This is a genomic window from Antarcticibacterium sp. 1MA-6-2 (genome assembly GCF_021535135.1).
Lineage (GTDB): Bacteria > Bacteroidota > Bacteroidia > Flavobacteriales > Flavobacteriaceae > Gillisia.
In genome coordinates this window covers 4,229,044-4,247,684 of record NZ_CP091036.1, presented here as the reverse complement: position 1 = coordinate 4,247,684, position 18,641 = coordinate 4,229,044, and the positions used below count along the sequence as shown (strand labels likewise).

The 18,641-nt window shown below is 36.7% G+C and carries 18 protein-coding genes, 3 tRNA genes and 2 pseudogenes; 15 read left to right on the top strand and 8 right to left on the bottom strand.

Going from position 1 to position 18,641, the window contains the following annotated elements; translation table 11 throughout:
* The first annotated feature begins 72 nt into the window (after positions 1 to 72).
* From LZ575_RS21455 to LZ575_RS21445, 3 genes and pseudogenes are all read left to right on the top strand, one after another.
* Positions 73 to 468 (top strand): annotated as a pseudogene (locus LZ575_RS21455) (RNA-binding S4 domain-containing protein).
* Complete coding sequence (locus LZ575_RS21450; protein WP_235327256.1) at positions 455 to 1,036, top strand: methyltransferase domain-containing protein; 582 nt, start codon at positions 455 to 457, stop codon at positions 1,034 to 1,036. Before LZ575_RS21455 ends, LZ575_RS21450 begins: the two are co-directional and overlap by 14 nt.
* Before the next feature lie 5 nt (positions 1,037 to 1,041).
* A complete protein-coding gene (locus LZ575_RS21445) occupies positions 1,042 to 1,542 on the top strand; it encodes a phosphoribosyltransferase family protein (protein ID WP_235327254.1) in 501 nt (166 codons plus the stop codon).
* Here the strand turns inward: LZ575_RS21445 and LZ575_RS21440 are convergent.
* Positions 1,534 to 2,055 carry a shikimate kinase gene (locus LZ575_RS21440; protein ID WP_235327252.1) on the bottom strand — a complete coding sequence of 174 codons (522 nt, stop codon included), beginning with the start codon at positions 2,053 to 2,055 and terminating at the stop codon, positions 1,534 to 1,536. The genes LZ575_RS21445 and LZ575_RS21440 overlap by 9 nt on opposite strands.
* 121 nt (positions 2,056 to 2,176) lie before the next feature.
* On the opposite strand from LZ575_RS21440, the gene LZ575_RS21435 reads away from it, so the two are divergent.
* From LZ575_RS21435 to LZ575_RS21425, 3 genes are all read left to right on the top strand, one after another.
* Positions 2,177 to 2,249, top strand: a tRNA-Lys gene (locus tag LZ575_RS21435).
* Positions 2,250 to 2,424: 175 nt separating this feature from the next.
* Positions 2,425 to 2,497 (top strand) — tRNA-Lys (locus tag LZ575_RS21430).
* A 274-nt stretch (positions 2,498 to 2,771) separates the two neighbouring features.
* Positions 2,772 to 2,855, top strand: a tRNA-Leu gene (locus LZ575_RS21425).
* A gap of 78 nt (positions 2,856 to 2,933) precedes the next feature.
* Here the strand turns inward: LZ575_RS21425 and LZ575_RS21420 are convergent.
* A complete protein-coding gene (locus LZ575_RS21420; RefSeq protein WP_235327250.1) occupies positions 2,934 to 3,938 on the bottom strand; it encodes a c-type cytochrome in 1,005 nt (334 codons plus the stop codon).
* Positions 3,939 to 4,146: 208 nt separating this feature from the next.
* Here LZ575_RS21420 and LZ575_RS21415 point away from each other — a divergent pair, with 208 nt between their 5' ends.
* Genes LZ575_RS21415 through LZ575_RS21395 form a run of 5 tightly spaced genes read left to right on the top strand, consistent with a single transcriptional unit; the run spans position 4,147 to position 8,943 of the window.
* The gene (locus LZ575_RS21415; protein WP_235327248.1) at positions 4,147 to 5,043 is read left to right on the top strand and encodes a MerR family transcriptional regulator; all 897 of its coding nucleotides are present in this window, start codon (positions 4,147 to 4,149) and stop codon (positions 5,041 to 5,043) included.
* Positions 5,040 to 6,506: an NAD(P)/FAD-dependent oxidoreductase gene (locus LZ575_RS21410; RefSeq protein WP_235327246.1), complete on the top strand. Its 1,467-nt coding sequence runs from the start codon at positions 5,040 to 5,042 to the stop codon at positions 6,504 to 6,506. Before LZ575_RS21415 ends, LZ575_RS21410 begins: the two co-directional genes overlap by 4 nt.
* The gene (locus LZ575_RS21405; protein ID WP_235327244.1) at positions 6,503 to 7,342 is read left to right on the top strand and encodes a phytoene/squalene synthase family protein; all 840 of its coding nucleotides are present in this window, start codon (positions 6,503 to 6,505) and stop codon (positions 7,340 to 7,342) included. Before LZ575_RS21410 ends, LZ575_RS21405 begins: the two co-directional genes overlap by 4 nt.
* Positions 7,342 to 7,791 (top strand): sterol desaturase family protein, encoded by a 450-nt coding sequence (locus LZ575_RS21400; protein WP_235327242.1) that lies wholly within the window; start codon positions 7,342 to 7,344, stop codon positions 7,789 to 7,791. Before LZ575_RS21405 ends, LZ575_RS21400 begins: the two co-directional genes overlap by 1 nt.
* A 15-nt stretch (positions 7,792 to 7,806) precedes the next feature.
* Positions 7,807 to 8,943, top strand: coding sequence for a lycopene cyclase family protein (locus LZ575_RS21395; RefSeq protein WP_235327240.1), 1,137 nt, complete (start codon positions 7,807 to 7,809; stop codon positions 8,941 to 8,943).
* Here LZ575_RS21395 and LZ575_RS21390 read toward each other — a convergent pair.
* Both LZ575_RS21390 and LZ575_RS21385 read right to left on the bottom strand, forming a co-directional pair.
* Positions 8,940 to 9,515, bottom strand: coding sequence for a TlpA disulfide reductase family protein (locus tag LZ575_RS21390; protein ID WP_235327238.1), 576 nt, complete (start codon positions 9,513 to 9,515; stop codon positions 8,940 to 8,942). The two genes, LZ575_RS21395 and LZ575_RS21390, sit on opposite strands and share 4 nt — an antisense overlap.
* 60 nt (positions 9,516 to 9,575) lie before the next feature.
* Entirely contained in the window at positions 9,576 to 10,331 is a 756-nt protein-coding gene (locus LZ575_RS21385; RefSeq protein ID WP_235327235.1) for a S24 family peptidase, read from the bottom strand.
* A 208-nt stretch (positions 10,332 to 10,539) separates the two neighbouring features.
* On the opposite strand from LZ575_RS21385, the gene LZ575_RS21380 reads away from it, so the two are divergent.
* Positions 10,540 to 10,962 (top strand): hypothetical protein, encoded by a 423-nt coding sequence (locus tag LZ575_RS21380; RefSeq protein WP_235327233.1) that lies wholly within the window; start codon positions 10,540 to 10,542, stop codon positions 10,960 to 10,962.
* 96 nt (positions 10,963 to 11,058) lie between these two features.
* On the opposite strand, the pseudogene LZ575_RS21370 reads toward LZ575_RS21380, so the two are convergent.
* From LZ575_RS21370 to LZ575_RS21355, 4 genes and pseudogenes are all read right to left on the bottom strand, one after another.
* Positions 11,059 to 13,331 (bottom strand): annotated as a pseudogene (locus tag LZ575_RS21370) (aconitate hydratase).
* A 607-nt stretch (positions 13,332 to 13,938) separates the two neighbouring features.
* Positions 13,939 to 14,892: a MoxR family ATPase gene (locus tag LZ575_RS21365; protein WP_235327231.1), complete on the bottom strand. Its 954-nt coding sequence runs from the start codon at positions 14,890 to 14,892 to the stop codon at positions 13,939 to 13,941.
* A 4-nt stretch (positions 14,893 to 14,896) separates the two neighbouring features.
* The gene (locus LZ575_RS21360) at positions 14,897 to 16,351 is read right to left on the bottom strand and encodes a peptidylprolyl isomerase (RefSeq protein WP_235327229.1); all 1,455 of its coding nucleotides are present in this window, start codon (positions 16,349 to 16,351) and stop codon (positions 14,897 to 14,899) included.
* The gene (locus LZ575_RS21355) at positions 16,314 to 17,177 is read right to left on the bottom strand and encodes a peptidyl-prolyl cis-trans isomerase (protein WP_235327227.1); all 864 of its coding nucleotides are present in this window, start codon (positions 17,175 to 17,177) and stop codon (positions 16,314 to 16,316) included. The genes LZ575_RS21360 and LZ575_RS21355 overlap by 38 nt, the downstream gene beginning before the upstream one ends.
* A gap of 188 nt (positions 17,178 to 17,365) precedes the next feature.
* Between LZ575_RS21355 and LZ575_RS21350 the strand changes: the two genes are divergently transcribed.
* The 3 genes from LZ575_RS21350 to LZ575_RS21340 are packed head-to-tail and all read left to right on the top strand — an operon-like array spanning position 17,366 to position 18,635.
* Entirely contained in the window at positions 17,366 to 17,818 is a 453-nt protein-coding gene (locus LZ575_RS21350) for an SRPBCC family protein (protein ID WP_235327225.1), read from the top strand.
* Position 17,819: 1 nt separating this feature from the next.
* A complete protein-coding gene (locus tag LZ575_RS21345) occupies positions 17,820 to 18,065 on the top strand; it encodes a hypothetical protein (protein WP_235327223.1) in 246 nt (81 codons plus the stop codon).
* A gap of 60 nt (positions 18,066 to 18,125) precedes the next feature.
* Positions 18,126 to 18,635 carry an OmpH family outer membrane protein gene (locus LZ575_RS21340; RefSeq protein WP_235327221.1) on the top strand — a complete coding sequence of 170 codons (510 nt, stop codon included), beginning with the start codon at positions 18,126 to 18,128 and terminating at the stop codon, positions 18,633 to 18,635.
* Positions 18,636 to 18,641: the final 6 nt, after the last annotated feature.

Genomic DNA, 18,641 nt, shown 5'->3' with positions numbered 1-18,641 from the left:
AAATTTAAGGGCGCAAGATACAATATTCTTGTATTTTTGTTTAAGATTTCATTGGTTTTAAGCAGCTGTTTTATGAGAGTTGACAAGTTTTTATGGTGTGTAAGATATTTTAAAACAAGAAGTATTGCCACCGAAGCATCTTAGCAGGGCAAAGTGAGGATTGGTGGTGACATTGTTAAACCCTCCCGGGAAGTTTATGCAACAGATAAAATTACGGTGAGAAAAAACCAAATTGATTACCAAATTGATGTTCTGGATCTTCCTTCCAGCCGTGTAGGAGCAAAAATTGTAAACCTTTATATCAACGATATCACTCCTAAAGAAGAATTTGATAAACTGGAGCTTCTTAAATATTCTAAAGATTATTACCGAAAGAAAGGTACAGGCAGGCCTACTAAAAAAGACCGCAGAGATATAGATGAATGGTTTGAAAGTCCCGATGAGGAAAAAAAGAATGACACTGAATAAGAAGTACTGGGAATCCCGATATTTTGAAAAAAGTACAGGTTGGGATTTGGGCAGGATCTCCCCACCTCTAAAAGAATATATCGACCAACTTAGCGATAAGGAAATAAAGATCCTTATTCCCGGCGCAGGAAATTCCTACGAAGCGGAATACCTGTTTTCCCGCGGTTTTAAAAATGTTTATATATTGGATTTTGCAAGGCAACCACTGTTGAACATACAAAACCGAATTCCTTCTTTTCCAAAAGAACATTTGATAGAGCAGGATTTCTTTGAGCATAAAGGACAATACGATTTACTCCTGGAGCAAACATTTTTTTGTGCTTTGCCCGTTGAACAAAGAAAGCAATATTCAAAAAAGGCATACGATCTTTTAAAACCGGAAGGCAAACTTGCAGGAGTTTTATTTAATATTAATTTTCCCAAGCCGGGTCCTCCTTTTGGTGGCAGTAAAAAGGAATATGAAGACTGCTTTAAAAATAACTATGAAATTAAAGTTCTTGAACCCTGTTACAATTCAATTGAGCCACGACAGGGAATTGAATTGTTTTTTATCTTTAAGAAAAAATAAAAAAGATGTCTACATCAAATATTATCCTTAATAACGAAGAGGTTAAATATAAAATTAGAAGAATTGCCTATCAAATCTATGAAAGCAATGTGAATGAAAGTCATCTTCTATTAGCAGGAATTGCCAATAGTGGCTTCGTTTTCGCCGGGCGATTAAAAGAAATTCTTGAGGAGATATCTAATCTTAAAATAGAATTATGTGAAGTTACAGTTGACAAAAAAAATCCTCTTAACCTGGTAAAAACATCTTTACCTCCTGAAGATTACACCAACAAATCTATAGTTTTAACAGATGATGTTCTTAACTCCGGGACAACTCTTATCTACGGAGTAAAACATTTCCTGGAAGTCCCGTTAAAGCAGTTAAAAACCGCTGTCCTCGTAGACCGAAGTCATAAAAAATATCCCGTTAAAGCCGATTTTAAAGGGATCTCTCTCTCTACTTCTATGAGCGAAACCGTCAAGGTTCGTTTTTCTGGAGGAAACGACCGGGTAGAATTACTGTAGTTTTTGAATAATTTCTTCAGTAATAACTTCAGGCGTCTTTCCTTCTACGTTAATTATCAGGTCGGCCTGATTGTAATAGTAGGATCGTTCAAAAAGATGCTTCCGAATAAAATCTTCCAGCTCCTCTTTATTTTTTAAATGGCTAATAACAGGACGCGTATCTTTTTCATTTAATAACCTGTCAGTTAAAAATTTTACTGAGGCTTTTAGATATACGGTCTTAACATCACCTGAGGCTTTAAGCAGTTCCATATTATTACCATAGCAGGGAGTTCCTCCTCCCATTGCAATAACAAGAGACGCAGGTTCTTCAATAACATCTTCTAACACATTGGTCTCTCTTTTCCTAAAATATAACTCACCTCGTGTCTTAAAAATGGCAGGAATGCTTTGCTCTTCAATAAGCGCTATTTGATCATCAAGATCAATATGGGTATAATTAAGTTTTTGGGCCAGATGATGAGCAATAAGAGATTTACCACTGCCCATGTAACCGGATAAGAAAATTTTCATACTGATAAAGAGGGTTTTATATTTTAATTTGAAACAAAAGCAAATTTATACCAATTTCCTCTTGAAAAATAAATTAATGATAGTATATTTGCACCCGCATTTGAGAAATAATGCACTACCCGATTTGGTAGCTCAGTTGGTAGAGCATCTCCCTTTTAAGGAGAGGGTCCTGGGTTCGAGCCCCAGCCAGATCACAAAGTTTAGAATGATTTTGTTGGGCGAGAAGCCTTTCCTGAGTGAAGCGTAGCGAAACCGAAGGAAGCCCTAGCGAGATCACAAACTGAAAATGTTCATTTTATTTTAGCTGAAATATTTTTGCGGGAGGAGTTATTGCTCTTACACCTTCAAATTTTTTCAACTATAAAATTAGATTTGGTAGCTCAGTTGGTAGAGCATCTCCCTTTTAAGGAGAGGGTCCTGGGTTCGAGCCCCAGCCAGATCACAAAATTTAGAATAATTTTTGTTGGCGAGAAAACTGTCCTGAGTGAAGCGTAGCGAAACCGAAGGAAGCCCCAGCCAGATCACAAAATTTAGAATAATTTTTGTTGGCGAGAAGCCTGTCCTGAGTGAAGCGTAGCGGAAACGAGGTAAGCCCAGCCAGATCACAGAATATTCCGGTATTCCGGAATAAGTTTTAAGGAAGATAATTTTTCTTCCGACGTTCTTTTAGCAATTGCTGATTTTAAAATACAGCCCTTTAGATTTTCTAAACTTTTGCCCGGGTGCTGGAATTGGTAGACAGGCATGGTTGAGGGCCATGTGTCCATTAGGGCGTGCGGGTTCAAGTCCCGCTCCGGGTACAACTATTACTTTTCTCCTCCTCTTTTATTAAAAAACAAAAATGGCAGAGGTATTTTAAAACTCCAAAGCTATTCTCTCTATCCTTTTTTGCTTTTCTTCTGCAATTTATTAGCAGGTTCAAATACACTTACCACCTGATTTACTGGTTTCAAATTTTGCAAATATTCATAGATTGCACCCAGATCTTCTTCAGTCATTTCACCATAAAACATCCAGGGCGTCACAGTTTGAAACTCCCCCGGCTTAACTTTATTCGGGATATACGAAGAATCAGAATAAGCTTTAAAACGTGCAACAAAGAGTTCTTTGGTCCAGGTGCCAATCCCCGTTTCGTGCGGAGTAATATTGGCCGACCTCAATATAGCTCCATCAGGGAATTTGAATTCAAATCCGTAAACAAATAATTCTCCTTCTACCTGCCCATTCACTTTTTGGGTATGACATTCTACACAAGCTGCAGCATTCACAAGGTGCTTCCCATATTTAAGGGTTTCCGTCTTTGGTGGTCGTGTTCCAAAATTAGCCTTTTTTGGAACTGTGTTTAATATAAGGCTCATAGGAAATTCAGATCTTGAGAGTTCAGGCTGATGATCAATTGGCTCAAGAGTTCTTATATAAGCGATTATATCTTTAATATCTTCTTTATCCATCGATCCATAATTAGCGTGTGGCATTACAGGAAAAATAGGTTTATTATTCCTGCTAACTCCAGTTGTAATTGCCCTTAGTAGCTCCCCATCTGTCCACTCCCCTAGATTAACAGGAGTGATATTCCTTGACACAAATTTACCTGGGAAGCCCATAGACTGATCAAATATTTCCCCTCCCTGTCCTTCAGTACCTTTTATGATTGGCCATGAAAAATAACTCCAGTCTCTTCCTATGTGACAATCCATACAAACCGTTACATTGTTTGCCAGATAACTGCCCCGCTCCACCCTTTCCGGAGTAACTTCTATAATAATGTCCTCCGGCTCCCCTACATTGGGCAACATGGTTGAAACGTAAATTATTACAACGAGCACAATCAACAGGAGCATACTAAAAATTAGTAAAAACGCTCTTTTAATCCTTTTTTTCATAATGATCTCTAAAGTTAAGACAAAGACGAAGCTAGATTAAGTAGGTAATATACTGGGGATCAGCTAATATAGATTATTTTTACTTACGTTCTCCAAAGCCATAAAATATTTTTTGTTTAAATATTTTCAGATTATATTAAACATTTAACATTTCCTAAATCAACATCGAATACAATTTGTTTAGATTTGTTTAGCATTTTTGGAGACTATGGAACATATTAAACAAAATTTCAGTATTAAAGACCTTGAACACCTTAGCGGTATCAAAGCCCATACGATTAGGATATGGGAAAAGAGATATAATATTCTTACACCAGAGAGAACTGATACAAACATTAGGACCTACGACATTAGTAATCTTCAAAAAATCCTGAATGTTACTTTTCTAAATGAACATGGATATAAAATTTCACGAATTGCTAAACTTAGTGATGAAGAAATTTCCAGTATGGTAAAAAATGTTGCGGCCACTGCAAGTCTTCAAAATCGCGCCATTAATTCATTTAAAGTTGCTATGATCAACTTTGATGAATCATTATTCAGCAAAACCTATAATAAGCTACTGGAGACCAAAACCTTCCGCCAGATATTTCATGAAATATTTCTTCCTCTCCTGGAAGAAGTAGGTCTTTTATGGCAAACAGATACTTTAAATCCTGTTCATGAGCATTTCATAGTAGATCTTATCAAGCATAAGCTTTATTTCAACATAGCTTTATTAAAGGAAAACATACAGTATACAGATGAGAAGCTTTATGTTCTTTTTTTACCTGAAAATGAAATTCATGATCTGGGTCTTCTATATATAAATTATGAACTTCTTCTAAGTGGCAGAAAGACCATTTTCCTTGGGCCAAGTATGCCACTAAAGGAAATGAGGTACATCCTGGAAATTCATCCGGATCCTGCGTTTATAAGCTATCTTACAATTACTCCAAGGGACATAGATGAGTTTATAACCGAATTTAAAACAGAACTATGTACCGATAAGATTAGAAAATTAAACCTGTTTGGAGCTAAAATACAAAACCTTGATCCTTCTAATCAACCTGAATATATTAAAATATACAAGTCTATCACCGAATTTACTAATGAATTGGAATGAAAACCCGGGTTAGCGTCATAGGATCAGGATTTGCATCTTTGGCAGCTTCCTGCTATCTCGCAAAAGAGGGATATGCAGTTACTGTATACGAGAAAAACGAGCAAATTGGGGGAAGAGCCCGGCAATATAAGAGGGAAGGCTTCAGCTTCGATATGGGACCTTCCTGGTATTGGATGCCCGATGTCTTTGAACGTTTTTTTGCAGATTTTGGTAAGTCAACTTCAGATTATTATAATCTCAAAAAATTAGATCCGGCATATCAGGTTGTATTTGGGCCTGATAGCTCAATTAGTATTGGTGATACTCTGGAGAAAATCTACAAAACTTTTGAAAAAGAAGAAGCCGGAAGTGCCGAAAAACTCAAAAATTTTATAGCCAGCGCCAGGAACAATTATGAAATTGCTATAAAAGATTTGGTGTATCGCCCGGGAGTCTCCCCTGTTGAACTTGTTACACTAGCAACTATAAAAAGGATAGGGCAATTTTTTAGTACAATTTCCAGGGATGTGCGAAAAGAATTTAATGATGAAAGGCTTATTCAAATCCTGGAATTTCCTGTCCTGTTCCTGGGTGCAAAACCCAGTGATACTCCCTCTTTTTACAGTTTTATGAATTATGCCGATTTTGGCCTTGGCACCTGGCATCCCATTGGCGGAATGTATAAGGTAATTGAAGGAATGGAGTCGCTCGCGCTGTCTCTGGGGGTGAAGTTTCAAACCAATGCTACAATAGAAAAGATAAAGGTTGAGGAAGGAAGTGTTACTTCCCTTCAAATTAACGGCAAAATCATGCCAACAGAGGTAGTAGTTAGCGGGGCTGATTATCACCATAGTGAAACCTTACTGGATTTGGAACACAGGCAGTATTCTGAAAATTATTGGGCAAAAAAAACATATGCACCTTCTTCCCTCCTGTTTTATGTGGGTTTTAATAAAAAGCTGAAAAATATTGAGCACCACAACCTGTTTTTTGATGTAGATTTTGACGCTCATGCCAGAGAAATTTACGATGACCCTCGATGGCCTGATGAACCTCTCTTCTATGCCAACTTCACCTCTGTAACCGATAAGGGCACTGCACCTGCTAACTGTGAAAATGGATTTTTTCTTATTCCTATAGCACCGGGTTTAAATGATACGCCCCAATTAAGGGAAGAATACTTTGACAAAATCATAACACGGTTTGAAAAATTAACACATCAGGAAGTAAAAAGCAGTATCTTGTTTAAAGATTCCTTTTGTGTCAATGACTTTGTAAAAGATTATAATAGCTACCTGGGAAATGCCTATGGAATGGCAAATACCCTTTTACAAACAGCATTTCTTAGACCCAAATTAAAAAGTAAAAAAGTCAATGGCCTGTTCTTCACAGGACAACTTACAGTACCCGGTCCCGGAGTTCCCCCTTCTCTAATTTCCGGCAAACTTGTTTCCGGCCTTGTACAAAAAGAATATAGTATATGAAATCCATTTTTGACACCGTTTCCGGCACCTGTAGTAAAGCTGTAACTCATGCTTACAGTACATCCTTCTCACTTGCTACAAAAATGCTTGCTCCTTCAATAAGGCAGGATATTTACAATATATACGGATTCGTACGACTTGCTGATGAAATAGTTGACTCTTTCCATGAATTTGATAAAGAAACTCTATTAGAAGAATTTACAGAAGATTTGTACAAAGCCATTGAGAATAAAATAAGTCTTAACCCCATCCTCAACTCTTTTCAGGAAACTGTTCATAGGTATGGCATTGAGAAAAGTCTTTATTGTGCCTTCTTAAAAAGTATGAAAATGGATCTTTACAAGTCTACTTATCTTACCACTAAAGAATATAAGGAGTATATTTACGGCAGCGCAGATGTGGTAGGATTGATGTGTTTAAGAGTTTTCGTAAAAGGAGATCAAACAAAATATAACGAGTTGCGGGAATCGGCGATGAGCCTGGGTTCGGCTTTTCAAAAAGTGAATTTTTTAAGAGATCTTAAAGATGATTTGGAGGATTTAAACAGAAGCTATTTCCCGGGCACTAACCTTCACTCCCTGGACGAATTAAATAAGCAAAGAATAATTGCTGAAATTGAGGCCGATTTTGAGGCAGGCCTGAAAGGAATTTCTAAGTTACCTGTGGAGGCAAAGTTTGGAGTTTACACTGCGTATGTTTATTATAGTAAACTATTGAAGAAACTTAAAGATGTTCCCTCCCTGGAGATCAAAAGCAGGCGCATAAGTGTTCCCAATTATCAAAAGGCCGGACTCCTTGCAAGATCATATATCTTTTGTAGATTAAATCTTTTATAATGGAAATTGTACTTTGGATACTTGTTTTTATTGGAACTTTCCTTGGAATGGAAGGCATGGCGTGGTTTACGCATAAATATGTTATGCACGGATTTTTGTGGAAATTGCATAGCGATCATCACAAAAAAGATCACGACAGCTGGTGGGAGAGAAATGACCTCTTCTTCGTTTTTTATGCTGTTATAAGTATAATCTTTTTCCTATTGTGGCAAAATGAAGGTATTTGGTATGCCTTGCCTATTGGTGCAGGAATTCTGGCTTATGGAATTGCCTATTTTACCGTGCACGATATTTTTATTCATCAGCGGTTTAAGATATTTAGAAATGCCAATAACAGGTATGCTAAAGGTGTGAGGCGCGCACATAAAATGCATCACAAACACCTGGGAAAAGAAGATGGAGAATGTTTTGGAATGCTTTGGGTGCCTATGAAATATTTCAGAAAGTAAAATATAGCTCTTCCTATGCAAAAATATTATGATTATATCATCATAGGAGGTGGACTTGCTGGATTGCAATTAGCATTACATATTGGAAGGGATAGATTTTTTGAACAGAGATCCCTTGCTATCATAGAACCTTCAGAAAAAAACTTCAATGATAAAACCTGGTGTTTTTGGGAAAAGGGAAAGAGTGAATGGGATGGCATTATTATAAAAAGCTGGAAGCAGGGATATTTTATTTCTTCTGAAAAAAATATAGATCTCTCTCTTTCTCCCTATTCCTATAAAATGCTGAGATCAATAGATTTTTATGATTATGTGAAATCACAGCTAGAGGATTCTCCAAACATAAAATTTATAAAAGATAAAATCTCTGATATTGATAAAGCAGCAACAATGGCATATGGAGAAAGCCATTCTTATAACGCATTACATATTTTTGACAGTCGTGTAACCGCTAATTACGCTGAAGCTCCCAACACAACTACCCTATTTCAACATTTTAAAGGCTGGATGGTGGAGACTGAAACTCCACAGTTTGATCCGGCAGCATTTACTATGATGGATTTCAAGGTCAAATATAAGAACAGTACCAGTTTTACCTACGTTCTCCCCATAACTGAAAAGAAAGCTTTAATAGAATTTACTTTTTTCACCCCTTATTTGACCAGAGAAGAGACTTATGATGAGCACCTGGAAAAATATTTGCGGGAGGTTCTAAACATTAATGATTACAGTATTTCGGAAACCGAGAAAGGAGTGATTCCTATGACCGATTATCCTTTTCATAAAGAAAGTACAGCAAAAATCACCAAAATAGGCACGGGAGGTTCCTGGGTGAAAGGATCTACAGGCTATTCTTTTAAAAGCTGTGAAACAAAAGTCATAAAGCTTATTCAAAACATAAAGGAAGGTAAAGATCCTGCCGAAAATTTAATAAACGAGCGCTCCAGAATTTATGATTCCATATTTCTGGATGTTCTTTCCCGAAATAACGAGCTGGGAGAACAAATCTTCACCAAATTTTACAGCCGGAATTCTCCTCAGGAAATCTTTAGGTATCTGGATGAAGAATCAGATCTAAAAGAAGAACTTAAAATTATGTTCTCTCTTTTCCATCCTCAGTTTATATATTCTTTTTTCAGAAAAATAACTTAGCGAAGAGTTACAGGTTGTTGAAGTAATTTATCTATAGTATTGCGCACACTCTCACTATTCCAGTCCGCCGCTCCCACTTTTTGAATTACTATGTTCCCCTGTTGATCTATAAGGTAGGTGGTTGGTAAAGTATTTCCATTTAATGGTTGTGGGGCTTCAGATAGTGGCCTGTAGGCGGGTAGAGTAAAATTCTTTCGGTTTAGGTATCCTCTCACTGTTTGGTGATCTTCAGAAGAAACAAACAGGAAATTTATTTTGTCTCCGTAATCATTGTATAGTTCCTGGAAGCTTGGCATTTCTGCAATACAGGGAGGGCACCAGGTAGCCCAGAAATTAACCAAAATGACCTCTCCATTATATTCCGAAAAATCCAGACGATCCCTGTTGTTTTTTTCTAAAGCCCAATCATAACCTGCTATAGATTCTCTATCCTCTTTTGAAGTGACTGATGGACTAAAAGAAAAGATTTTATTAGCAAATATTTGCAGTGGCTTACGTGTTCCGGGTATGATGAGCACCAGAATAACTACGGCAATTATAATGTTTGACCATTGATTTTTAAAGAGCTTCATCGATGGAAATTTTAAACCGCAAAGAAAAGGATTTTTGCTAAAGCTTCCTAATGGAGTAGCTTATTTCCCTAATTTCTGAAGCTTTTTTTGAACTGCAAAAAGTTCTTTTTTAAGGAACTCGATAGATTCTTCCAGACTCTGTATTTTACCACTGGAAGCCATTTGATGATGGGGAATTAATACATTGGTAATCTTGCCTCTCACCATCATAATTTCCTGAATTTCGGACCTTGAAAATCTAAGGATTTCACTGTCCTCGGGATTATCATTATCAAAAAAGAACTCATCCTCAATATTGCTTTTTCGGAAGCGTTTTACGAGAAGGGCCTCCTTTGTAATAATTAAAACTATAGATCCATCTAAAATAGAATTTATTTTAGGCTGGTTTTGGCATATTATTATATCGCCCGGTAAAATAGTAGGAACCATACTACTCCCTTCAACCTCAAAAAGATAATGATCCTGAGAAGGATTATAGCCTGGAATCCTATACCATTCCCGCTCTTCTTCTGCAAGAGATTTAGTCATATTCCTGATAAATCCCGCGTGAGCTGCAAGTTTTATATAAGGTACAAAACCCATATAAGGCGAAATTCTTATAAGGTGTTTATCTCCTTTTAAAATAAAGTCTGTAGTGACGTCATAAAGATTACTAAGGCTAATTATATGCTCGGCAACTACTCCATTTTGAGAATTTTCAATTAAGGAGTAAGCAGCCTGAGAGATAAAAAGATTTTCGGCTACCTGTTGTTGCGAAAACTTGTTTCTCTTTCTTAATTCTTTAAGCCTGCTACCTATAGCCTGTCTATTATTCATACGTATAATCGAAGATGTGTGGGAAAAAATATTTACTAATCTAGCTAAATCAAAGGTCGTTCAATAAACCTGGTAAATGTGTTCTTATAATTAATAATAGTAAAAGCGACGTGTACCAACATAAAAATTATTAATATTATGTTAAAACAATATTAAACGTTTTTAGCTCTAGGTTGTGGGGTAGATTTCAGTAAAATTAATCTTTTCAATGTCTTTCTACCTATATTACCAAATTTTACGCTTACAGGCATCTAATCGTAATCTCATTAACATGTACATAGAGATCTTAAATGACAGCACTATTGAAGACACTGATTTTCAACGGCCTTTGCTACGGGATAGGATGATTTCCAGGCAGTTGATTGAGCAGGAACTTGTCCAGTGTCAAAATCAGGAAATTCTTGGAAAAATGAAAAACATTGTCAAAAGGATCTTTTCTTCTACCTTACCATATACTGTAGAACTGATATATTTAAAGAAAGTTAATGGTCCTCACATTTTGGAAAAATGCCAGACTTTTGAAATTGAAAATATTACAAAATATTATACTATTTTATACAATACAAAGCTTTCCCGAACCATTACCGATCTTTTACTCCGTCAAAAAGAGCAGGTAGAGAATTTTAATTAATCGACGTGTTTGGGTGAGGAATAATAGAGTAGATAATCCTAAACAAAAAAACTCCTGTTGAAATACAGGAGTTTTTTATATAAGTTACTTCATTCACTAAGCAGCGTTCTGCTTTTTAATAAGATTTAAAGCTGAACCTTGTCTATACCACTCTATTTGTGGCAAATTGTAAGTATGATTTGCTTTAATAACGTCCTTACTACCATCTGCATGAACCACCTCAATTGTAAGAGGCCTGTCTGGTGCAAAACCTTCAAGGTCTACGAAATTGAAGGTATCATCTTCCTGAATTAGGTCATAATCGGCTTCATTTTGGAATGTAATTCCCAGCATTCCCTGTTTTTTAAGGTTTGTTTCGTGAATTCTTGCAAAAGATTTCACCAAAACAACTTTAACTCCCAGGTGGCGTGGTTCCATTGCCGCGTGTTCTCTGGAAGATCCTTCTCCATAGTTGTGATCTCCCACAACTATTGTAGGAATTCCAGCTGCCTTGTAAGCCCGTTGAACTACCAGGGTACTCCATCATATTCCCCGGTTAATTGATTCTTGACATAATTGGTTTTTTTATTGAAGGCATTGATAGCACCAATAAGCATATTATTAGAAATATTATCAAGATGCCCACGGAATCTTAACCATGGACCTGCCATAGAAATATGATCTGTAGTACATTTTCCAAATGCTTTGATCAACAATTTAGCACTAAGTTAAATTTTGGCCATCCCATGGTTCAAAAGGCTCAAGAAGTTGAAGACGTTCACTATCCCTGGCTACTTTTACTTCTACATAACTTCCATCTTCAGAAGGTGCTACATAACCCGGATCCTTAACGTCAAATCCTTTTGGTGGTAACTCAATTCCTGTAGGCTCATCCAGCATTACTTCCTGCCCATCCTCATTTAATAATTTGTCCCGGGTAGGATCAAAGTCTAATCGCCCTGAAATTGCAATTGCAGCAACCATCTCAGGCGAGCCTACAAAAGCATGAGTATTAGGGTTTCCGTCGGCACGTTTAGAGAAGTTCCTGTTAAAGGAGTGAACAATTGTGTTCTTTTCTTCTCCTTTCCTGTCGCTTCTATCCCACTGCCCTATACATGGACCACAGGCATTTGTAAAAATTGTAGCATTAAGATCTTCAAAAATTTGAAGAAGTCCATCTCTTTCTGCTGTATAACGTATTGTTTCTGATCCCGGATTAATACCAAAATCTGATCTTGCCTTAACTTTTTTATCTACCGCCTGCTTAGCTATTGAGGCTGCACGGGTAAGATCTTCATAAGATGAATTGGTACACGAACCAATTAGCCCCCAATCCACATTTATTGGCCAGTCGTTCTCACGTGCCTTTGCTCCCATTTCTGAAATTGGGGTAGCAAGGTCTGGAGTGAAAGGTCCATTAAGATGCGGCCTTAATTCGGAAAGATTAATTTCTATTAATTCATCAAAATATTGTTCAGGATTAGCATAAACCTCAGCGTCACCTGTAAGGTGTTCTCTTACCTGGTTTGCAGCTTCTGCTACATCGGCGCGGTTAGTTGCGTTAAGGTATCTCTCCATTGACTCATCATACCCAAAAGTAGAAGTTGTTGCACCAACCTCTGCTCCCATGTTACAAATAGTACCTTTACCAGGTAGCAGACATAGAGCGCGCACCTTCCCCAAAATATTCTATAATAGCACCTAGTTCCTCCTTTAACAGTAAGAATACCCGCTACTTTTAAGATCACGTCTTTAGGAGCCGTCCATCCAGATAATTTTCCGGTTAACTTTACCCCAATAAGTTTAGGGAATTTTAATTCCCATGCCATTCCTGCCATTACGTCTACTGCATCTGCACCTCCCACTCCAATAGCAACCATTCCTAACCCACCTGCGTTAACAGTGTGAGAATCTGTCCCAATCATCATTCCTCCCGGAAAAGCATAGTTCTCCAGTACTACCTGATGAATAATTCCGGCTCCCGGCTTCCAGAAACCAATCCCATATTTATTGGAAACAGATTCCAGAAAATCAAAAACTTCACTACTGGATTTGTTAGCTGCCTGTAAATCTATTGCAGCTCCCATTTTAGCCTGGATAAGGTGGTCGCAATGTACAGTAGTTGGTACAGCAACGTTCTTCTTACCAGCCTGCATAAATTGTAATAAGGCCATTTGCGCGGTGGCATCCTGGCAGGCTATCCTGTCTGGTGCGAATTCCACGTAATCCTTACCTCTTGTAAAGCTTTGGGTCGCATTGCCATCCCACAAGTGAGAATAAAGAATTTTTTCAGAAAGAGTCAAAGGTTTTCCAACAACTTCACGTGCTTTATTTACACGTTCCGCCATCTGGCTATAAACCTTTCTAATCATATCAATATCGTATGCCATTTTCTATTAGATTTTTGTTCAAAACGTCCTGCAAAATTAAGGAATTTAACCCGATTTTGAAAATTATAACCTAAAGTCAACATTCAATAAACATCTTTCAAAATTCTAAAAAAATTAGTTATGAATTTTACTTGATATTGAATTAAACACCCTTAAAATGTCAAATTCGTAAATTTCACCCCTTATCATTCAATTAGCCAGAAAATTATTTGGATTACAATTAGGCATTTTTTAAAGGAATATAGGATATATGATTACCGATAAGCTGCTGAAATATAAAAAGCATTAATTAATTCCTGGTCAAGCAGAGAAAAACACTTACTGTTCCTGAAAATTTTTCTAAAGGTGCGGGTAAGTATCGCTAAATTGAAGTAGCTTCTCCTTTGCAGAATTCAAAAGTTCTATAGGCAGATTTCTCCCGTAGAACATCCAAAAACAATGAAGCAGAAGATAAAAGGAGAATAATGCAAATCCAGGAAATTAATTTAGAATCTGGATATTTTAGAAAATGTGGGCTTTGTTAGGATCTAAATTTCCTGTAGCAAAAGGAATGCAATGGATGAAAAATTCTGTTTTTCAGCAGAAAATTCATCTATTACTCAAGGCATTAAAATAACTTTCTAATTAGATATTCTTCAGTTATTCCTTCTGCTTCGGCTTTATAATTTTTAATGACTCTATGCCGAAGGATTCCAATAGCAACAGCCTGAACATTTTCTATATCAGGAGAAAATTTTCCGTTTACAACAGCATGAGCTTTTGCAGCAAGAATAAGATTTTGTGAAGCCCGGGGACCTGCACCCCAGTCTACATAGTTTTTCACAATTTCTGGCGCCGCATTGTGCTGTGGCCGGGTTTTCCCAACTAATCTTACTGCGTATTCAACAACATTGTCTGCAACGGGAATGCGTCGTATCAATTCCTGTATTTTAATAATTTCTTCCGCAGAGAAAAGAGGTGATATTTCAAATTTGTTATTTGAAGTAGTGCTTTTTACAACATTTACTTCTTCCTCAAAAGTGGGATAATCCAGATGTATGGCAAACATAAATCGGTCCAGTTGCGCTTCGGGCAAAGGATAGGTTCCCTCCTGCTCAATGGGATTTTGAGTTGCCAGCACAAAATAAGGAAGACTTAACTTATAGTGATTTCCTGCAACGGTAACAGCACGTTCCTGCATTGCTTCCAGAAGTGCTGCCTGGGTTTTAGGAGGAGTCCTGTTAATCTCGTCAGCCAGAATAATATTTGAAAAAACAGGACCTTTAATGAATTTGAAATGCCTGTTCTCATCGAGAATCTCTGAACCCAATATATCGCTGGGCATAAGATCAGGCGTAAACTGGATCCTTTTAAAGTCCAGTCCCAGGGCACGGGAAATTGTATTTACCATTAAAGTTTTGGCTAATCCCGGAACTCCTATAAGCAAGGCATGACCACCTGCAAATACAGACAGGAGGATCTGGTTTACCACTTCCTCCTGTCCTACTATAACTTTTGCAATTTCCTGCTTAAGTTGTTTATGTTTTACAACCAGATTTTCTACCGCTGCAACATCGCTCATGTAATTACTGCTTTAACCAGTTATTGGTGAATTCACAATTACGGTATTTTCCATTAATTTTTATGTAAGTGTCGGCAATTTTCTCTTTTTGCCATTTCGCAATTGCATCCAGTTGTTTCTTTTGCAAAGCCAGTTCCTGAATTTTCATGTAATCCTGTGCAAAATCAGCTTCATGCTCAGGAAATCGCTTATTTACCATAATGATCTTATAAAAGACTCTCCCCGTACGATCCTGATCTGAAAGTATAAGGGAAACTTCTCCCTCTTTTAAATTTACAACCTGATCATATATGGTAGGATCTATTTTGGTAAGTTCAAATCTTGTATCTCCCGTAGTAGGATTAATTAGCCTCCCGTTGTTCGCTGCAGTTTGTTCCTCATCAGAATATTTTTTCGCAGCCTGGGCAAAAGTTATTTCCTTACTAACAATTTGATTTCTTATACTATCAAGTTGTTTTCGAGCTTTATCCATTGTAGACTGGGTAACATCAGGTATTAATAAAATGTGACGAATTTCAAGATTTTGTCCAATGACTTTATCAAGTTTAATAATATGAAATCCAAATTGAGATTCAAAAGGCTCACTTACTTCACCTTCCTGAAGGCTAAAAGCAACATCTTTAAACGTTTTATCCAGAGGATCTTTACGAGAAACAATCATTTTACCTCCATCCCTGCTGGAGCCTGGATCCTGGGAATACATAATAGCTTTCGTATTAAAACTTGCGCCGTTATCGAGTACATCTTCTCTCATTTCGAGAAGACGGGCAATAATCTTTTGCTTCTCACTTTGGGGAATTTCTGGTTTAATAACAATCTGTGCTACCTCAACCTCATCTCCAAAAATAGGTCTTGCGTCTTTGGGGATAGATTCGAAATAGGCACGCACCTCATCGGGAGTTACTTCTACATTCTCAATAATTTTTTGCTGCATCCTGCTGGATAACTCTCTTTGTTTGTTTATTTCAAGAAGTTCACTTTTAAATTCTGTTTCAGAATCTCTCTTATAAAAAGCAAGTACCTTTTCAATAGAACCAATTTGTTGAACCATCTGGTTGATTTGCTGGTCCACATAATTACTTAGCTCTGCATCAGAAACAACAATACTATCCTGGATGGCGTGATGTGCATACAATTTATTCTCAAGCAGGTTACTTACCAATTGGCAATCTGTAACGTCTGCTGTAGAAACCCCCTGGCTCTTTAGATCCTGGAAGAGCATTTGCACGTCACTATCGAGAATAACATATCCTCCAACCACTCCTGCAATCCCGTCTACTTTTTGTCGGGAAGAATTTTGACTGGTTGGTGTAGCCTCTACATATTGCTCTTCGGGCTGGATAGCTGTACTGTCTGTAACTATCACTTCCTGTGCAATACCTATTTGGCCTACTGCTGCAATAACCGCAACAGTAAAGCCTTTAATTATAAATTTTAAATTGTTCGTTTTCAATTGCATCTCTTGTTATATCTTTTTCTAATTCTTTGACCAATTCGGCCTTTCTTTTATTGAGAAGGATTTGCTTGATTGTAGAGTTGGCATACTCGAGGGGTGCCTGCTCATTTCTCAATAACACATCGTTTACATAAATCAAATATACTTCTAATGAATCTTCAAGCTGAAGAAAATTAGACTTTTTTAATAGTTGGGATTTGTTCGAATCATTTAGTGGCCCAATTTTGCTGAACACCGATTTAGTACCAACCCAAACCGAATCATTGAAGGAATAATTTTTAAATTGAATTGCCGTCTCATCCAGTTCGGCCTTATCTTTCTCATTAAAACGGATGAATTTCTTTTTAATATCCTGGAAATCCAGGACATTCTTATCTAAACTAATAAACCTAAGCTTTACGAGATCTTCGTTCAATTTAAAGCTTTCTTTATTCTCTTTATAATATTCTTCAATATCTCCCAGATTTAAAGATGTGTCCAGCTTTTTGGCAACCAGGGCATCTGCATAAGCCTTTGTATATAATTCGTTCTTGTAGTTCTTCACAAGTTCGTCAAATTCTTCTTGTTGCTCCGTACTTAAATTAAACTTAGCACGGTCAATTAATAGCTGCTGTGTAGCCCAACGAGTAATATAATTATTAACAATTATTGCGCTATCTTCTGGTGAAATGCTTTCATCTACCAGAGCTTCTATATCTTCTTTATATAAATATGTTTCATTAACCCTGGCCAAAATTTCTTTTTCTTCAGTTTTTTCGAAATAATTGCAGGCAGTTACAATTAAAGAACCTGCGAAAACTATTAATCCCGAAGAAAACTTTTTACTCATTATTAAATTACAATTGCAATTTTTCAACTTAACCTTTTGAACTTCAGAAAAAAATGTTAAAATATTCTGGCAAAAATAAGAAATCCCACAGCTTAAACAAGTTATTACTAAACGTTTTCGATTTCAAAAAATTTTAAAAAAATATTAAAATCTTGAATTAAATTGTATTGAACAAAAATGGCACCATTATGAAATATTCCAAACAAATAATTATTGCCCTGCCACGAGCAGAAGTATTTAATAAACTGGAAGATCCTGCTTATCTCAAATACTGGCAACAAGGATTTATTTCATTTATTTCATTAGGAGACCAAAGAGGAGCTGTAGGCTCCCGGGCAAAACTGAAATATAAAATAGGCCACAGAGAAATCGTTATAATTGAAACCGTTACCAAAAGAGTATTTCCAAAGAAGCTACACGTTATATACGAATCAGAGGGAGTTTTTAATTCTCAAAAAAGTTATTTTGAAGAAGAACCAGATAATTCTACCTTGTGGATCACAGATAATGAATTTAAATTTTCCGGATTTATGAGGATCATCGGGTTTTTAAAGGCAGGATCTTTTAAAAAGCAAACTCAACAATTTATGGAAGATTTTAAAGCCTTTGCAGAAGAAGGAAAAAGAATAGATAAAAATTAATATGGAAAGAAAAATAAAACTAATCTGGGATTTTCGCGGACCTGCTTCTTTACCAACGGCCAGACATCACGAAATACATCTCAAGGAATTTATTAAAAATAACAATATACAAAACACCGAAATTACGGGAGTAGAAACCCTTAATGACATGCATTCGCTCGCGTTCTGGGTAATACCGGAATCTGCCATTCCTACTTATAGAGATGTACTAAAACCTCACAGGGCAACAGTTTATGCAGAGGAATAATTACATTTTTTTTAGATATTATAAAATGCTCTTCTATATTTGTCCAAACTTAAATTAATCATGAAGAGATACATTTTATTATTTGCGGTCCTGCTTTCAGGATTTTTTTGCCAGGCACAATCCAAGGTGGGGACTATAGATGCCGAATACATTTTAGCTCAAATGCCTGAAATCGCTACTGTTGACGAAGGTCTAAAGACTTACAACACCGAGCTGCAGGAAGAATTACAAAAAACTATTCAGAAATATGAAAAAATGGTAGCCGATTACCAGGCTACTACAGAGAGCAGTACCCAGGAAGAAAAAACATCCAAGGAGAATGAAATTATAGGTCTTGAAAATGAGATAAAAAATTTCCGACAAAAAGCCAGTGTCTTACTTCAAATGAAGAGAAACGAATTAACCAAACCTCTTTACGCCAAAATAGATGAAGCAATGAGGCAGGTAATTATCGAACAAAAATATACCCAGGTTATCAATTCAAGTGCGAATGCTCTTGCGTATGCCGATCCTGCTTATGATATTACAGAGGCAGTCATATCAAAATTAGGTATTACCGTTAAACAATAGGGTCTA

Coding starts and splice junctions, on each gene's coding strand:
- LZ575_RS21450 (WP_235327256.1), top strand. CDS start 455: ATGACACTGAATAAGAAGTACTGGGAATCCCGATATTTTGAAAAAAGT.
- LZ575_RS21445 (WP_235327254.1), top strand. CDS start 1,042: ATGTCTACATCAAATATTATCCTTAATAACGAAGAGGTTAAATATAAA.
- LZ575_RS21440 (WP_235327252.1), bottom strand. CDS start 2,055: ATGAAAATTTTCTTATCCGGTTACATGGGCAGTGGTAAATCTCTTATT.
- LZ575_RS21420 (WP_235327250.1), bottom strand. CDS start 3,938: ATGAAAAAAAGGATTAAAAGAGCGTTTTTACTAATTTTTAGTATGCTC.
- LZ575_RS21415 (WP_235327248.1), top strand. CDS start 4,147: ATGGAACATATTAAACAAAATTTCAGTATTAAAGACCTTGAACACCTT.
- LZ575_RS21410 (WP_235327246.1), top strand. CDS start 5,040: ATGAAAACCCGGGTTAGCGTCATAGGATCAGGATTTGCATCTTTGGCA.
- LZ575_RS21405 (WP_235327244.1), top strand. CDS start 6,503: ATGAAATCCATTTTTGACACCGTTTCCGGCACCTGTAGTAAAGCTGTA.
- LZ575_RS21400 (WP_235327242.1), top strand. CDS start 7,342: ATGGAAATTGTACTTTGGATACTTGTTTTTATTGGAACTTTCCTTGGA.
- LZ575_RS21395 (WP_235327240.1), top strand. CDS start 7,807: ATGCAAAAATATTATGATTATATCATCATAGGAGGTGGACTTGCTGGA.
- LZ575_RS21390 (WP_235327238.1), bottom strand. CDS start 9,515: ATGAAGCTCTTTAAAAATCAATGGTCAAACATTATAATTGCCGTAGTT.
- LZ575_RS21385 (WP_235327235.1), bottom strand. CDS start 10,331: ATGAATAATAGACAGGCTATAGGTAGCAGGCTTAAAGAATTAAGAAAG.
- LZ575_RS21380 (WP_235327233.1), top strand. CDS start 10,540: ATGTCTTTCTACCTATATTACCAAATTTTACGCTTACAGGCATCTAAT.
- LZ575_RS21365 (WP_235327231.1), bottom strand. CDS start 14,892: ATGAGCGATGTTGCAGCGGTAGAAAATCTGGTTGTAAAACATAAACAA.
- LZ575_RS21360 (WP_235327229.1), bottom strand. CDS start 16,351: ATGCAATTGAAAACGAACAATTTAAAATTTATAATTAAAGGCTTTACT.
- LZ575_RS21355 (WP_235327227.1), bottom strand. CDS start 17,177: ATGAGTAAAAAGTTTTCTTCGGGATTAATAGTTTTCGCAGGTTCTTTA.
- LZ575_RS21350 (WP_235327225.1), top strand. CDS start 17,366: ATGAAATATTCCAAACAAATAATTATTGCCCTGCCACGAGCAGAAGTA.
- LZ575_RS21345 (WP_235327223.1), top strand. CDS start 17,820: ATGGAAAGAAAAATAAAACTAATCTGGGATTTTCGCGGACCTGCTTCT.
- LZ575_RS21340 (WP_235327221.1), top strand. CDS start 18,126: ATGAAGAGATACATTTTATTATTTGCGGTCCTGCTTTCAGGATTTTTT.